Genomic DNA, 16,025 nt, shown 5'->3' with positions numbered 1-16,025 from the left:
TGATGTGGTCGCCCATTTTTTACGCAAACCACAGTAACACACACCAATAAGTAATCTAAAACTGAAATATCAATCAAGGGGAATTATTATGTGGAAAGGAATTGGATTTGTACTGGTTATGACGGTTTTGCTGCCACTGGAAACTTTCGCCCAATTTGCCGGAGGATCGGGAACCCCCGGTGACCCGTATCTTGTAGCCACAGCAGCTCAGCTAAATGAAGTTCGGAACCATCTTACTTCTCACTTTATCCAAACAGCTGATATTGATTTAGGAGGGGATGATCCCGCCGGGGATTTTTATAATTCGGGATTAGGCTGGGTACCCATTGGCCAGTTTAACAATGAATTTGAAGGAAGCTATAATGGAGATGGATATAAGATTACCGGGCTTTATATGCAGCGGATAGGTGCCGGGGTGCGGGCAGGGTTGTTCGGCTATATAGATACAGACGCTTTGCTTGCTGATGTCCACCTTGTGGATGTAGATGTAACCGGAAACAGCGCCGTAGGGGGACTTCTGGGAGAAAACTCAAACGGCTCGGTAAGCAACTGTTCGGTTACAGGAACCGTAGCTGGGGTTTCAAATGTCGGGGGCTTGGTTGGGATGAATGGGTCCGGAAATGGATCGGTGAGTTTAAGCTATGCAAATGTATCCGTATCCGGGACCAACTCAGGAGTATTAGTCGGTAATAATTCATCCGGAAATGTGAATACAAGTTTTACAGAGGGTACTTCTATTGCTGCAAGCGGCGGACTTGTGGGCCGCAATAATTTCGGAACCATTATCAACAGCTATAGCACGGTTGATGGTGCAAGCGGGGGCTTGGTTGGGTACAACAACGGAACCATCTCGAATACGTATTCGGCAGGCACATCAGATACCGGGGGATTGATAGCTACGGATGGAGGGGGTAATGAGATAGGTAACTATTGGAATACAGATAGCGGAAATCCGGACAACGGATTTGGCACCGGCCTGACAGATGCAGAAATGAGACAGCAGTCGAACTTCGGAAGCTGGAATTTTTCCACGATCTGGTCCATAGATGAAGGCGTTTCTTATCCATATCTAAAAAATAATCCGCCAATTATTCCATTGGATGCCCCTGTTTTGGCTTATCCGATTGATGAAGCTACGGGCATTGAAGATTCCGTGACTTTGGTTTGGAATACGGTTGCCAATGCAGATAGCTACACCCTGGAAAGAGCCGAAACAGAAGACTTCATTGATGCGGGTGAGCCTTATCTGCTGGAGGAAGGTATTACAGATACCTCTTATTTTATTTCGCATTTACCTCCTGACCTGACATTATACTGGCGGATTAAAGCTGTTTCCACAGATCAGGAAAGTGACTGGAGCGAGACGTTTAGCTTTACTACTTCAGAAAACAGCTCTATGCCAGACGATATCGTAATGATTTCACCAGCTGATTTGGCAGAAGACCAGCCGCTTGAAATTACCTTTAGCTGGAACTCTGATGTGTTTGCGGATGAATATGAATTTCAGCTGGATGAAGCAGATACGTTCACATCTCCTTTTGCCACATATACCGGAACCGATACAGCCTATACTTCAGCAACATTGTCTTCAGGTACAACTTATTATTGGAGGGTTCGGGCTTTAAGCGACTATGGGGAAGTTGCCTGGGGAGATGTGTTCAGTTTTACTACCGAAGAGTCGCCTCTTTCTGCCCCTCAGCTTCTTTATCCAGCAGATAATGCGATTGGATTGGAGGATACCGTTACCGCAGTTTGGAGCGCCGTTCCAAATGCAGACAGCTATATCTTTGAAGGATCTGAGACAGAAGATTTCAGCGATCCAAATAATTTTTATGTGGAAGGAATTACAGACACCACCTTGTTCATTCCTGAACTTCCACCAGACAGAGAACTCTTCTGGCGGGTAAAAACAATTTCAGGAGAACAGGAGAGCGAGTGGAGCGAAGTATTTAGCTTTTTTACGACGGAAAGTAGCATGATGCCTGATCCCATTGCGTTAATTTTTCCTCTTGATATGTCGCCCGATCAGCCCCTTGAAATGACTTTTGTGTGGCACTCCGATGTATTTGCAGATGATTACCAAATCCAGATTGATAAATCAGAGTCTTTTGCTTCGCCGGTTGCAGACAATACCGTGCCGGACACCCTTTTTCCTTCAGGCATATTAGATGAAGGCATGGCTTATTATTGGCGGGTGAGAGGGATCAACCAATATGGAGAGGCTGGGTGGTCTCAGCCGTTTAGTTTTAACACTCTTGAAATACTTCCCGATGCTCCGGGATTATTAAATCCTGCCGATGGCACGACTGGCATTGAGGATACACTTACCATTCGATGGACTTCTGTTGAAGATGCCGATAGCTACACTCTGCAGGTTTCCGGAGTTGAGGATTTCAATTCCGAGGACAATTTCATGGTCGAAGGTATTGTAGACACTACATTCTTTGGGGACGCATTACCTCCTTCTGTAACATTTTATTGGAGGGTAAAAGCGATAGTTGGTGAGAAAGAAAGTGAGTGGAGCCAGGTGTTCAGCTTTACCACTACGGAAAACAGCGCCAAACCGGAAAGTATCGGGTTGATTTCTCCTGTTGATCAGGCAGAAGACTTGCCGCTAGAGGTAACTTTCTTGTGGCATTCCGATAAGTATGCAGAAGAATACCAGATTCGAATAGCGGAGGATGAAGCATTTTCTTCCATCGTATTTAATTATTCCGATGAGGACACCTCCATAGTGGTTCCGGAAGTTTTTACTGAAGGGACTACGTACTATTGGCGTGTTCGGGGAACCAGTGTGTATCATGAGGGCGAATGGTCAGATATATTTAGTTTTACAACGGCTTTCGATCTGCTGGAGGCACCACAACTGCTTTACCCGGCGCACGAATCAGAGGGGCTGAAAGATACCGTTACAGCCGTTTGGAGCTCAGTAGAAAATGCAGTCAGTTACACATTTGAAGGCTCTGAGACAGAAGATTTCAGCGACCCGAATAATTTCTTTGTAGAAGGAATTACCGACACCATGCTTTTCATTCCTGAACTACCGCCGGCAAGGCAGCTTTATTGGAGAGTGAAAGCCGTATCAGAAAACACAGAAAGTGCCTGGAGTCAGGTTTTCTCCTTTTCTACAGAGGAAGAACAACCATTGATCCCAATGTTGAGTTTGCCCGGGAACGGAGCTACAGGTTTGGAAGATTCGGTAGTTTTCAACTGGCATGGAGTGCCAGGGATTCTGAATTATGAATTCCGGGGCTCTTATGTGGATGATTTTTCAGAAGGAGTTTTCGGGACTGATATGCTGGTCGATACCACGCACACGGTGTATATATTTCCACCAAGCACGGTCTTTTATTGGAGGGTACGGGCCGTATTTCAAGAAGGCCCGGGAGAGTGGAGCGAGGTGTGGTCTTTCACGACCAGCCCAACAAGCTCGTTTCCGGAAGTGCCTGTGCTGCATCTCCCCGAGCCTGAAACAATGGGTACTGAACTGAGCCTCAACCTGAAATGGTTTCCTGATAAAAAATCAAAGCAATTTAGTTTGGCTGTAAACTATGATGTTGAAGTTTCCGAGAATGAAAACTTTGAGGAATTACATACAAACCTCGAAGAGCATCAGGATACCATAGCCACCATTGAAGTGCTTTCGGAAAACACGGAATACTTCTGGCGGGTACGGGGTAACAATGAATATGGAACCGGGGAGTGGAGTGAAGTGTGGTCGTTTACTACCAAATTACTGACTTCGGTTGATAATGAGAGTGGTATTCCTGCCGAATTTGCTCTCAGGCAAAATTACCCCAATCCATTCAACCCGTCTACGGTTATTAGGTACGACTTGCCGGTAACCGGGGCTGTTGAACTGCGCGTATTTGACATGCTGGGACGAGAGGTGGCTGCTTTGGTTGATGAACCTAACAAACCTGCAGGAAAGTATGCTGTTACCTTTAACGCCGGAAGCCTTTCATCAGGAATGTATATTTACCGTCTGCAAGCTGGTTCAACGGTGCTGATCAAAAAATTAACGCTTATCAAGTAACTGGGTTAATGGGGTTGGAGTGACGCAGAACGAAGGAAAAAATGCTCTGCGTCACTTTCTTTTTTGTTAGCAGTTTCTTTTCAGCTTTGGATTAATTTTAGTTATTTGTGATATAGATGAAAGAGTTTCATCGAATCAACGAGTAACAAATAACGAGTGTTATGCTGATTGGAATTATATCCGACTCTCACGACCACATTCCCAATCTCAAAAAAGCTGTAAAGATTTTCAAAGACCGAAATGTGGAATTGGTTCTGCATGCCGGGGATTACTGCAGCCCGTTTATGATTCACCACTTTGAAGGGCTGAATCTGAAAGGAATATTTGGCAATAACGATGGCGATAAATATCTGCTGATATCAAAGTTCAGAGATATTGGAGCAGAACTTGCTGGTGATTTCCTGAAAGTGGAAGAAGACGGACTGACCATAGCGGTATACCATGGAACATATGCAGAGATTACGTCTTCCCTCATTGAGTCGGGCCGTTATGATGTAGTCATTACCGGGCATACACACGAAATGGTATATGAAAAAGTGGGTGAGACTATTGTAATCAATCCGGGAACAGCCAACGGTTTTGACGGCAAAGACTCCATCGCATTTTTGGATACAGAAACCCGAGAAGTGGAGTTTGTGGAACTGGATTAAAAGCACGTCATTGCGAGGAGCTAATCAGGTTTACCCTGGATTAGAATGCAGAACTACGCGGCAACCGGCTAATCACTATTCTAAATATTTCGGGAAGATCGCCACGTCATTTATTCGATAAGCTCATTACATTACTCGCGATGACATTAATAAAAAGGAAAACATGTTCGAACATTATCAGGTACGCTTTCAACATAAATCACGGCAACGGCAAATCTTTAATGCCGTACTTACGCTTGCAACCGGGGTCTTAACCCTCATCTTTCCAAACTTTCTCTACCTGATAGCCGGAGCCTATCTTGTTTCTCTTGGGTTGATGTTTTTGGCATTCCGCCTTCCGTCTCCAATGATTGCCCTGCCTATTGTAACCGGAGTTCTGATCTTCATTTTTCCGGACCTCATACCAATCACCTTTGCCGGCTTCCTTGGGCTATTTGGCCTGTTGATGTTGTTTGCGATGCAGTTATCCATCCTCGGGGTTATTACTATTATCACGGCCGTTTTGATAATCATGAATCCGGATTCTGTAGCCTATCTCATCGCCTTTTTTATGCTCACTTATTCCGTTTCAAACCTGATAAGCTTTTATAAAGATTGGAAGGAAGGCAAAGACGATGGTTTTGATGATGATAGTGTGACCATTGAATAACTATTCAACAATTAACAAAATCACGGAGCGCTAACCAACACGATATTTTCTGCGATAAGTCCTTTATCATTTTCAGTTACATCAAACTCAAAAATCAGTTCGCGGCTGGGCAGGTAATGAGTATCAAAGTCATCTTCGAACTGCGAAACATGTGCAAAGACGGTCTTATAGGGTGAGCTTTCATCCCGGGAATCGGTAATCCACAGACAATCATTTTTCCGGGTTAAGAAGCGGAGGAACCCATAGCCTTCATCCTGGGTAAAATCATAACAAACCCCGCGAACGCGCGAGCCATTTTTGCCCCACTCGTATGGAGATTCAATGGGCAATAATCCCGGAATCAAATAGCCGGAGACAGATGAATCCACGGATTTTTTAAGGGAGGATGATACATTATCGAAGCCAACTAATTCGACTCTGCACCCTTTATTTTGAATCGCATTGACAACGCTTACGTAGCTTCCGCTGCTGCTCAGTAAAACAATCTTATCCAGATGATCGGCCTGTACAAGCATGTCTACAGCCATGTCCATATCGATGGTGGACTTTGAGATTTTTTCTCCGGTTTCATGATTGGTATAGGTTTGAACCGGTTTTTCGGTGACTTTGTATTCAAAATCCCGAAGCACCTCACAGAATCTCTGGGTTTTATGACGATACTCATGGTCTTCTTTGAGACGTTCTGAGTCGTAGCAAAGATAAACATTCAGCCGTGAAGCAATTCCCCCGCCCCGACAGGCAAACATGCGCAGGGTGTCATAGCGCAGCCCATATCCTCCATTCATGGTCACATTAACAGCATCTACATAAATGCCTACTTTTTCCTTGGTGTTCATAATAATATCCCGGCTTGCTAAGTAATTAAGAAATAATATCGAAGGGAATGAATAACTATTTATTCTGTTAAACCCAACCCCACCAATGAATTAACTCACTTTTTCAGGATAGAATCAAATAGAAAGTAAGAAGGGCTATTTTGTTGAAAAAACAGAGGTATAGGTTATAAGCCCTATGGTAATTAACCCAAGGGCAAGCAATAGAAAAGAAGACAGGAGTTCGGACATACCGAAGGTTATCACAGTTGGTTTAAGATAATAGAGCCCGGCAGCGATTAACATGACGGCGAAACCGCGAACGAGTTTGTAGGGTACTTCAAAAGCATTCGTGGAATAATAATAGATAAGCAGCGCCATAACTGCATAACTTGAAAGCGTTGCGATTGCCGACCCCATCATTCCAAAAAACGGAATCATAATCAGGTTTGCAGCTATAGTAATTCCAGCACCAATCAGGGTGATTTGAGGCAAGCGTTTGGTTGTTTCGCTAATGAAAATTCCCGCCGAAAAGTTGATATACCATCCCTGAAACCAGTAGGCAAGCAGCAATATGGGTACAATGGTTAAGCCTCCCCAGAATTTCTCATCTACTAAATAAAAATCCAGAATGGGAACTTTGATGGAAACAATTTGCTCGGCAAATAATGCTACTACCAGAAAGACGGATGCGGCAGCGGCATTGAATAAAGTGAACGTTTGGGAGAATGTTTCAGGAGCAGATTCCTCTTCCGATTGTCTCATAAAAAAGGGTTGCCAGGCCATCCGGAACATTTGCACAATCAACAGCATGAAAACAGCTAGCTTATAGCAGGCACTATAAATACCGACAATATCATCAGAGGTATATTCGGATCCGTATAATGCATTTATGGTAGATTGATCCATGGCTTTCAGGAAAAACCGGTCTACCAGTTCATTAATGGCGTGGCCGAACCCGGCCGGAATAAAGGGAAGGCCGAATAGCAGGGCTTTTTTCAGCAGCACGGTGTTCCAGTCTCCCATAAACATGGGTATAGTAAAAATCCAGATAGCCAAAGCGGTAAGTAAAGAAGCTACCAGATTGCTTATAAAAACAGCCTCAATGCCATAACCCAATCCAAGAATGAGATAGAAATTCAACCCAAGGTTAACGATAACATTTCCGGTTTTGAGGACAGCAAAAAGCACAGATTTACGTACTAGCCTCAGTTCTGCAAAAGGAACAACAGCCAGAGTGTCGAAGAAAAGAATCCCAAGCATGATCCAGAGAATAGGGTCACCGGGTTCAAGCCCTATGGTTGGGGCTACAAAAGGCTCGGCGAGCCAAATAATGAGTACTAAGACACCGGATGTAGCGAGCAGAAAAAGCTGAGCCGTTTTGAAAATATCCTTCGCCTTATCGCGGTCTTTGGCATAACGAATATAGGCAGATTCCATTCCCATTGTAAAAACCACATTGAATAGGGCAATAGCTGCAAAGATCAGGCTGACAATTCCATATTGATCCTCACTAAAAACACCCGTATGCAATGGCACCAGCAGATAACCAATAAAACGTGCAACAACACTGCTTATGCCATAAACCAGTGTGTCGGAAAAGAGTTCTTTGAGCTTAGTCAAGGTGGATTTTTATGTTAACAGAAAAGTAGCGATGTAATCATTCGATAAGTTTTTCTAAAGCCTGAATGCCCAAAACATAGCTGAATTTTCCGAAACCAGTGATAATGCCATTCATAACGGCTCCGGTGATTGATTTTTCCCGGAATTCTTCACGGGCATGAATATTGGAAATATGGACTTCAACTTTGGGAATTTCAAGTGGTTCCAGTGCATCACGGAGAGCAACGGAGGTATGTGAATATCCGCCAGGATTAATCACCAGGCCGGCAACATCACTATCCATTGCTTGCTGAACTTTATTAATCAACTCTCCCTCTACATTACTTTGAAAAAACTCTAAGTTATGCTTTGGGAATTCATCAATGAGGAAGTACTCAAGGTCTTTGAGGCTTTTCGCTCCATAGATTCCCGGATCACGTTTTCCAAGCAGGTTCAGGTTGGGTCCATTAATAATAAGGATGTTCATATGGTTACCTTTTCGCTAATGATTTTTGCCAGCTCCATCATTCTGTCCTGGCTAACGCCAACTTGCTTGCCCAGGCTAAATCGCTGTGTTTCTTTATAAATTGGGATAAGATGAATATGTGCGTGTGGCACTTCCATTCCTTCTACAATAATCCCGGTTCTGATAGGTTCAAGAGCTGCATCGATTCCTTTCGCCACTTTTTGCGCAAAAAGATTCAAGTCAGAAAGTTCTTCGGGCTCAAGAGCAAATATGTAGTCTACTTCTTTTTTAGGAATACAAAGAGTGTGACCTTCGGCAGAGGGATTGATATCTAAAAAAGCATAATGTTTCTCATCCTCTGCTATTTTAAAACTTGGGATTTCTCCTTCAATAATTTTCGTGAAAATGCTTGGCATAATTAACTATGAAAGATGGTAATTTGACTGAAGATACTATCCAAAAAACAGAAATCCTTATGAACTCTGCAAGGTGGCTTTTATTTATAGCAATAGTTTTGGCTGGGTTGATATCGTCAAGGGATGTTAAGGCACAGCAGAATGACCTGATTGGTCCGGTTGTAAAAGAGGAAATTTTAGCTAACGACCGGATTTACCAAATATACATAGATCGGTATGAGCCCAACGAGGAAGCGGTCAGGTATTTATCAGCCTATCAGGATTCAGTAAAGCTGATGGTATTTGTTGGGAGCTGGTGTCGCGAATCCAAAAAGTATATTCCGGGATTGATGAAAACGATAGAGCTTTCAGGGGCTGCTAATATGGATATTCAATACATTGGCGTAGACCGGCAAAAAAAAATTCCAGAATCATTTTTAAAAAAGTTTGATATCAAATATATTCCGAGCGTGTTGGTTTTAAAAGGCAATAAGGAGTTAGGACGAATTGAAGAAAAACCACACCAACTGATCGAAACTGATTTAGTTCAGATTCTGGAGTCAGGCAATGAAAAAAAGGAGTAGAAAATTCATTTTTTCCTTGTACTCTAATTGATAAATGCCTTATCTTTGGAATCTATTTGAGAATCGGTAGCTCAGTTGGTAGAGCAACGGCCTTTTAAGCCGTGGGTCGAGGGTTCGAGCCCCTCCCGATTCACACCGATTTTACTAAATTTTTTTTTAAGACTCTCTCTTGACCAGCCCCATACGATTGATCTCGGATGGGGTTTTTTATTTTTGGCTATTCCAGGGTAATAATAGGTCGTAATTTTTGAAGTGTTTTTGGCCCTATTCCCCGGATATTAGTAATCTCATCCACACTCTTAAAACTTCCATTTTCCATTCGATATTGGATGATTCTTTTGGAGTATGCAGGCCCAATTCCCGGTAAAAGCTGTAACGTAGCTTCGTCCGCGGTATTAATATTTATGGGAAACATTACATTTGTGGGACTTCCGGTATCTACCTCTTCGGCTCTTAATGTTTTTGAGCCGATTTTATCAGGAGCTTTCCACATCCCTTTTTCTTTTGTCTTCGCAGACGCTTCATAGCTTTCGAAAGCAGCAACAGAGTCTTCATTTTGCCGATAGTAAACGGAGGTTGTTCCAAAGCCTTCCTCCAGTAGTATTCTATTCAGGCTCACATGCCCTTCATCGTATTGCATATCAACATAAGCCTGAAAAGAGTTGTACCGGGCTTCCGGTTTTCCTCCATCAAAGCCACGGAGGCGTACCCTTCGCCCTTCCAGCAAATTTTGTAAGTAGTCGGCAGCAGCACCTGAATAATATTCGGCCGAATCTCTGCCAGCGTAAATTGATGGGACATCAACTCCGAGGAACCGAACGCCATATCCAAATCCGGGAGCGATTTCAATTTCAAACCGACTACCATCAGTAATAGAATACACCTCGTACCACTGGTCTGTTTCTATGGGCGGGGCTGGCGGAAAAGTCTCTTCTTTAGCGCGCTTCATCACCCCCATAAAATCCTGATAAAATTGATTGGTGATTTTATCTGAATAGATAATGATCGTATTCTCATCATTATTCATTTCCGCATTCATGGAAAAGTTATAGGAACCGGCAACGGTTACTCCAATATCGGAAGAGTCGGGGTGCTCGGTGTCTAACAGAATTACTTTATGATGTAGCTTCCGAAGTTCATTGGCCGGTAAAATCATCCGGTTGTTCATTCGGGCGGAATCAATTCCCCAGATCTGACCGGCACTTTGGTATCGGCTGTAAAAGCTTCGGTCAATAGCTCCGCGAAGTAATACCTGTCCACTGGAAGTTTGATTCCACATTTGCTGACTAATAGGAATTTCCGGTGTGATTGCAAAAGCCTGGAAATTAATATCGTGTTGCGCCTCATCCTGAATCAAAGTGACTAACCTTTCGCTAACACTGGGTTTGGAGCGGTCGCGGTTAACCGGGGCAAAGTAGACTTCAACCCTGGTTCCTCCCACATCAAAAACATTCTGGCTTACATTTACCTTGTCTTTATGAAAAACTGCCCGATTGGCGTCCGGGAGATCCCCGGAATTACCCCACATTTGTTCAAACTCTTCGGTATAAGCTTTTGCGACCTCCGAATCTTTTATTACGATGGTATGATTGGTGTTGAAGGCCCCGGTGTAAGTCATATTGGTTGAACCGGTCCAAACGTGATCATCATCCCGGGAAGTGCTGAGGTAGTCAAAAATGGCAAATTTATTGTGCATGTCGGACCCATCATTTACAAGATCGTTATCCGTTATGCTTCCATCCGTATTATAAATATCTCCATCGTCATCAATGGAAGTAATGCCGCCCAGAGCGAGAATTTTCCAGATTTGAAGGTCGTAATCTCCTCCATCCGTACGGTTATGATTGTCGGTAACAAGCCGGATACGAACACCTCTCTTTTTTGCGCGAACTAAAGCATGAGCAATTCGGGGATGTTCAAAATCATAAATACAAAAATCAATACTGGTTTTGGCTGAATCTATAAGGTTTTCAAGGGTTCCAATTAAATCCCAGTTACTGCTACTTAGATTATTCTGGGAGGCTACAGTGTGGTCGGCCGGCATGTTGAAATATACATGGATCCATTCTTCGTTCTGGGCCTGAAGCGGGCGGCTCAGAAAACAGCTCACAATCAACACAAGTGTTGATATTAAAGGGAATGAATTTTTCATAGAATGCAAAACACTGAATTGTACTTAATAGGCAAATTAATGTATTTTGGAGCGCTAATAAAAATCTACAGGCTTATTTATGAACCTACAATTTTTAAATCCGTTACGCTGGAAAAAGTCTTTTCTCGCACTTTTGCTTACAGCGTTTGTAGTGGCATGGTTTGCTTTTATTGACTCATACAGCCTGAAGACAAGGTGGGATTTATATTCTCAGAAACAAGAGCTAAAAGAACGTACGGCCGAGCTCAATGAGCGATCTGAAGAACTTAAAACCAAAATTGAGAACCTGGATAAAGACCCAGCACTCCTTGAGAAAATAGCACGGGAAGAGTATGGGATGAGAAAACCTGGAGAAACCGTATATAAAGTTAAACGCGAGAAATAGTGGTGGTCAGCCCATTATCATCTCTAAGTGTCAGAACCCTAAGATTCTAAACAAAATTGAATGAAAGCCATTGGTGTTGATCTTGGTGGTACCAACATTAAAGCCGCCGTTGTTGATAAGGAAAAAGGAATTGTAGAACAGGTAACCACTCCAACACAAGCTAATCTTGGAAAAGATCGTTTATTGGATCGGATTGCTGAAACCATCAAAGACCTAAAAAAAAGAAACGAAATTATAGGAATTGGTCTGGGCTTGCCGGGAATGGTTTCAAAAGATCAGACAACGGTAAAAAGCCCGCCGAACCTGCCCGGATGGACGGTAGTGAATGCTTCAGAGGAGATCACCAGAAGAACAGATATTCCCTGTAAGATTGAGAATGATGCTAATATCGCGGCACTTGGCTCACTGCACTTTGGAGTAGGAAGAAACTACAATAGCTTTATAATGATTACCCTCGGAACAGGTGTAGGCGGAGGTATAATCATAGATCGAAACCTTTATAAAGGAACTGAAGGAATGGCCGGGGAGCTTGGACATGTGATTATCGATTATCATGGTCCATTATCCAATAGCGTAACACGTGGTACCGTTGAAGCGTATTTGGGGCAGCGTTTTTTGAGCCGGTTTGCCACAGATATGATTACCCAGAACCCATCAAATGATTTATACAAAAAGTTCTCCAACGACTTCGAGAAACTGGAGCCTATAGATTTAACCAATGCCGCTAAAGAAGGCAATGAGCTGGCCGTTGAAATATTAGCCAAAAGCGGGCAGCGACTCGGGTATGCAATCATTAATTATGTACACATGATGGATATCCGAAAAATTGTAGTAAGTGGCGGTGTGTCCAAAGCCGGCGAATTTCTATTTGAGCCAGCTAAAGAGATTGTACGAAAACATATGATGGAACCGTTTAAAGAAGGATTTGAGCTTGTTTATGAAGATCTTGGCAACGACAGTGCACTGTTAGGGGCTGCAGGACTGGCTTTCGACTCGTTTTCCTAATTAAATATTCACATGCTTATCGTCACTAAGACACATATGGGCAAATACATAACGGGTATTTGCCTGTGTTTTTTGATGACGGTACCTCTTGCTGCTCAGCAGGCGGATACTACTTCAACGGCTGCTGACACCTCGCGCATACAACCTGTTTCTTCAGCTCCAGGAGGAAGTGAGCCAGTTCCTGATGATGCCGTTCAGTTTCAGTCATCAGATTCTCTAATCATCGATTTTTCGCAAGGCAAAAAAGCATTTTTGTTTGGTTCAGCGCAGGTAAAACACCCTTCAGGAGAGTTGAACGCCGGAGAGATAAATATGGACATTGAAAGGTCTACAGTGGAAGCAACCACTCTTACCCCAGAAGACACATTGTCGAGACCGGTTTTAATCAGGGACCAGGATGAAATAAAGAGCACCCGCATTCTTTTCAACTATAAAACTAAGAAGGGAAAGTTTGAAGCAGCCCAGGTTCAGGTTTCAGAGGGGCATTTAATGGGCTCAAAAATCAAAAACATTAACGAAAGCGAAGTCTTTATAGAAGACGGGATTTATTCTACCTGTCCACCGGAATATCTTTACTACTATATTAAGGCTAAGAAAATGAAAGTGGTAGATCAGGATGAGTTATTTTTTACCAATGCACGGTTATATATACTTGACATACCTTATCCACTGATATTTCCATTTGGGTATGTGCCTACAGATATAGAGAAAAAGAGATCAGGCCTTTTAACTCCAACCTATGCATTTCAAAATCAAAACAACCGGGGGCTGGGACTCCAAAATGTGGGTTGGTTTCAGTATTTCAACGATTACCTGACTGGTCAGGTGGATGGTGATATTTACACATCCGGAACTTTTTACCTGAATGGATTAATGCAATATCGGAAGACAAACTGGTATAACGGGTCTGTTAATATTGGATATTCTAAAGACCGGGGGCTGGAGCCAACCGACCCTGATTTTGAAGAGCGGGTCCAAAAGTCAATTGGTATCCAGCACAATCAAACGATCTCACCATACGCTTCCGTTTCGGCAAATGTAAATCTGAGAACGGAGGATTATCTGAGAAGAAATTCCTATGATATTAATGACCGGGCAGAGACGAATTCACGGTCAACGATGGCTTATAATTATAACCACCCTGAAAACCTGTTTACGTTCAGTACTAATGCTCAGCTAAACCAGAATTTTAGTAATTATTCGACCAGACTAAGTGGGCCCACAGCCAATTTTAGGTTGAAGACCTTTTCTCCATTTCAGAATAATTCATCTGGATCGGGTCAACAGCGTTGGTATGAAAGTATTAACATCAGCTATAACAATACGCTCCGTTCTCGTTTTAATTATGATCCCATCGACGCCGACAGTGCGGAAGTTACTTTTTTCGAAGCCTTGACGGACAGGGAGTTATATGAGGAGGCTACAGGAAATCAAAATTATATTCAGGCCGGTTTCCAGCAATCAGCGAGTTTGCAAATCGGGCAGCTTATTCCCAGTCAGTTTTTAAATATATCTGCCAGCATAAGCGGAAATGAATACTGGTATCCATCTACAATTCGAAAATCTTATAACGCGGATTCTAATCGGGTAGAGACAGATAAAGTTTATGGATTTGAAGCAGCCCGGGACTTTAATACCGGACTAAACTTCAGTACTACATTATATGGGATTTCAAATATGCGTATTGGAAATTTGCAAGGATTCAGGCATACAGCCCGGCCGTCTATTGGCTTTACGTATCGTCCGGATTTTAGCGCGGAAAGATGGGGGTATTACCGAACGGTTCAAACCGATAGTGCGGGTAATACTCAGCGCTATTCGATATTCGAAGATGAAATATTTTCAGGTCCGGGTCGAGGTGAACAGCGCTCTATCAATTTTTCCATCCGAAATGTGTTTGAAACTAAAATTGTAAAACGAGATAGCACTGGTGAGGTTTCTGAAAATAACCTGCGCTTTATTGATAACCTGTCTTTAAGTGCGTCCTATAATTTTGCCGCCGATAGTTTGAACCTGAGCAGGCTTAATACATCCGTTAGCTCTAATGCCATTTCGGGTTTAAACCTGAGTGCAAGTGCCAATTTTTCTTTTTATGAAACGGACTCTTCCGGTCGAGAAATAAACCGCTTTCTAATTGAAGACGGAGATAAATTGGCTCAGCTTCAGTCTTTCTCGCTTAGTGCAAGCACTTCATTTCGGGGTGGGAATGGGATTGAGGTTTATACTCCTGAATATCGCCGCAGATACGACCCTTATAATCAATCCATATTTCATCCGGTTGATTCGCGGTTTGGGCTTGAGCCGGTTCCTGATTTCAGGTCGCCCTGGAGTGTATCCCTTAATTTCAGCTATAGCTGGAACTATCGTTTTAACCAAAGCCCACAAAAGAGAGCAACCATTCGGGCAAGCAGCATTTCGTTTAATCTAACTCCAAAATGGAAGTTTAATACGAATCTTGGGTATGACTTTATAGCCCAGGAATTTACGCCATCACAGTTTTCATTAACCCGAAACCTGGAATGCTGGAATCTCTCTTTTCAGATTAATCCATTCGGCGAATTTCAGTATTATTTCTTCCGCTTAACCGTGAACAGTTCACAAATTCAGAGCTTGTTCCAGAAGCTTCCGGTACTGAAGAACTTGGAAAGAAGCTCAAGTCCTACCGGTGCAGGATATGGGTATTAAAGAGAATCCCGGCCTATTTTAGCCAGATACTTAACCACATATTTTCCGATTACGTCAAACTCAAGGTTGACAGAATCACCCACAGACTTTTCTTTGAGATTGGTGTGTTCCCAGGTATAAGGAATGATGGCCACCGTGAATTTATTGTCCGATTCACGTGCTACAGTAAGGCTGATTCCCTCCATTGTGATGCTGCCACGGCCCACAATCATATTGGTGAATTCATCAGGGTATTCCACGGAAATCAGCCATCCGGTTTCTTCTTTTTCGATCTCGGTGATAGTGCCGGTGGTATCTACGTGTCCCTGCACCAAATGCCCTTCGATGCCTTTTTGAAGGGTAAGTGAGCGTTCCAGATTTACCGGGCTTCCTTTTTCCAGATCACCAGTAGAGGTTTTGCGGAGTGTTTCTTCGACGGCCTGAACGGTGAAAGTTTCTTCATCAAATGCAGTAACCGTCAGGCAAACTCCATTAACAGCTATGCTCTCATCCTCATGACAAGTACTGGCAAAAGAACAAGAGATTTTTAATTCTTTTCCGCCGCCATTCAGTGACTTGGTGTCTGTTATCTTTCCAATTTCCTGAACAATTCCAGTAAACATAA

13 protein-coding genes and 1 tRNA gene are annotated in these 16,025 nt (G+C 43.1%); 8 read left to right on the top strand and 6 right to left on the bottom strand.

Annotation, left to right across the window (positions count from 1 at the left end):
* The first annotated feature begins 88 nt into the window (after window positions 1-88).
* The 3 genes from RIB15_RS05550 to RIB15_RS05540 all read left to right on the top strand — a co-directional run bounded on the left by RIB15_RS05550 (window position 89) and on the right by RIB15_RS05540 (window position 5,335).
* Window positions 89-4,036: a T9SS type A sorting domain-containing protein gene (locus RIB15_RS05550; RefSeq protein WP_350201157.1), complete on the top strand. Its 3,948-nt coding sequence runs from the start codon at window positions 89-91 to the stop codon at window positions 4,034-4,036.
* A 161-nt stretch (window positions 4,037-4,197) separates the two neighbouring features.
* Window positions 4,198-4,686, top strand: a complete 489-nt coding sequence (locus RIB15_RS05545) for a metallophosphoesterase (protein ID WP_350201156.1) — start codon at window positions 4,198-4,200, stop codon at window positions 4,684-4,686.
* Between the two features lie 163 nt (window positions 4,687-4,849).
* Window positions 4,850-5,335: a hypothetical protein gene (locus RIB15_RS05540; RefSeq protein WP_350201155.1), complete on the top strand. Its 486-nt coding sequence runs from the start codon at window positions 4,850-4,852 to the stop codon at window positions 5,333-5,335.
* Between the two features lie 20 nt (window positions 5,336-5,355).
* Here RIB15_RS05540 and RIB15_RS05535 read toward each other — a convergent pair whose 3' ends face one another.
* From RIB15_RS05535 to RIB15_RS05520, 4 genes are all read right to left on the bottom strand, one after another.
* A complete protein-coding gene (locus RIB15_RS05535; protein ID WP_350201154.1) occupies window positions 5,356-6,171 on the bottom strand; it encodes an NYN domain-containing protein in 816 nt (271 codons plus the stop codon).
* A gap of 135 nt (window positions 6,172-6,306) precedes the next feature.
* Window positions 6,307-7,770 (bottom strand): lipopolysaccharide biosynthesis protein, encoded by a 1,464-nt coding sequence (locus RIB15_RS05530; RefSeq protein ID WP_350201153.1) that lies wholly within the window; start codon window positions 7,768-7,770, stop codon window positions 6,307-6,309.
* Window positions 7,771-7,807: 37 nt separating this feature from the next.
* Window positions 7,808-8,236 (bottom strand): type II 3-dehydroquinate dehydratase, encoded by a 429-nt coding sequence (gene aroQ / locus RIB15_RS05525; RefSeq protein WP_350201152.1) that lies wholly within the window; start codon window positions 8,234-8,236, stop codon window positions 7,808-7,810.
* Complete coding sequence (locus RIB15_RS05520; RefSeq protein ID WP_350201151.1) at window positions 8,233-8,631, bottom strand: HIT family protein; 399 nt, start codon at window positions 8,629-8,631, stop codon at window positions 8,233-8,235. The genes aroQ and RIB15_RS05520 overlap by 4 nt, the downstream gene beginning before the upstream one ends.
* An 8-nt stretch (window positions 8,632-8,639) precedes the next feature.
* On the opposite strand from RIB15_RS05520, the gene RIB15_RS05515 reads away from it, so the two are divergent.
* Window positions 8,640-9,194, top strand: coding sequence for a thioredoxin family protein (locus tag RIB15_RS05515; protein WP_350201150.1), 555 nt, complete (start codon window positions 8,640-8,642; stop codon window positions 9,192-9,194).
* 60 nt (window positions 9,195-9,254) lie between these two features.
* A tRNA-Lys gene (locus tag RIB15_RS05510) sits at window positions 9,255-9,327 on the top strand.
* A gap of 84 nt (window positions 9,328-9,411) precedes the next feature.
* Here the strand turns inward: RIB15_RS05510 and RIB15_RS05505 are convergent.
* A complete protein-coding gene (locus RIB15_RS05505; protein WP_350201149.1) occupies window positions 9,412-11,304 on the bottom strand; it encodes a phospholipase D-like domain-containing protein in 1,893 nt (630 codons plus the stop codon).
* A gap of 121 nt (window positions 11,305-11,425) precedes the next feature.
* Here RIB15_RS05505 and RIB15_RS05500 point away from each other — a divergent pair, with 121 nt between their 5' ends.
* The 3 genes from RIB15_RS05500 to RIB15_RS05490 are packed head-to-tail and all read left to right on the top strand — an operon-like array spanning window position 11,426 to window position 15,421.
* Window positions 11,426-11,731, top strand: a complete 306-nt coding sequence (locus RIB15_RS05500; protein ID WP_350201148.1) for an FtsB family cell division protein — start codon at window positions 11,426-11,428, stop codon at window positions 11,729-11,731.
* 60 nt (window positions 11,732-11,791) lie between these two features.
* A complete protein-coding gene (locus tag RIB15_RS05495) occupies window positions 11,792-12,736 on the top strand; it encodes an ROK family protein (RefSeq protein WP_350201147.1) in 945 nt (314 codons plus the stop codon).
* A gap of 12 nt (window positions 12,737-12,748) precedes the next feature.
* On the top strand, window positions 12,749-15,421 hold the full coding sequence (locus RIB15_RS05490; RefSeq protein ID WP_350201146.1) for a putative LPS assembly protein LptD: 2,673 nt from the start codon (window positions 12,749-12,751) through the stop codon (window positions 15,419-15,421).
* Here the strand turns inward: RIB15_RS05490 and RIB15_RS05485 are convergent.
* Window positions 15,418-16,023: a riboflavin synthase gene (locus RIB15_RS05485; RefSeq protein ID WP_350201145.1), complete on the bottom strand. Its 606-nt coding sequence runs from the start codon at window positions 16,021-16,023 to the stop codon at window positions 15,418-15,420. The two genes, RIB15_RS05490 and RIB15_RS05485, sit on opposite strands and share 4 nt — an antisense overlap.
* Window positions 16,024-16,025 lie beyond the last annotated feature (2 nt).

It is taken from the genome of Gracilimonas sp. (assembly GCF_040218225.1).
GTDB lineage: Bacteria > Bacteroidota > Rhodothermia > Balneolales > Balneolaceae > Gracilimonas.
The sequence above is the reverse complement of the archived record's forward strand: the minus strand, read 5'-3'. Positions and strand labels throughout refer to the sequence as shown.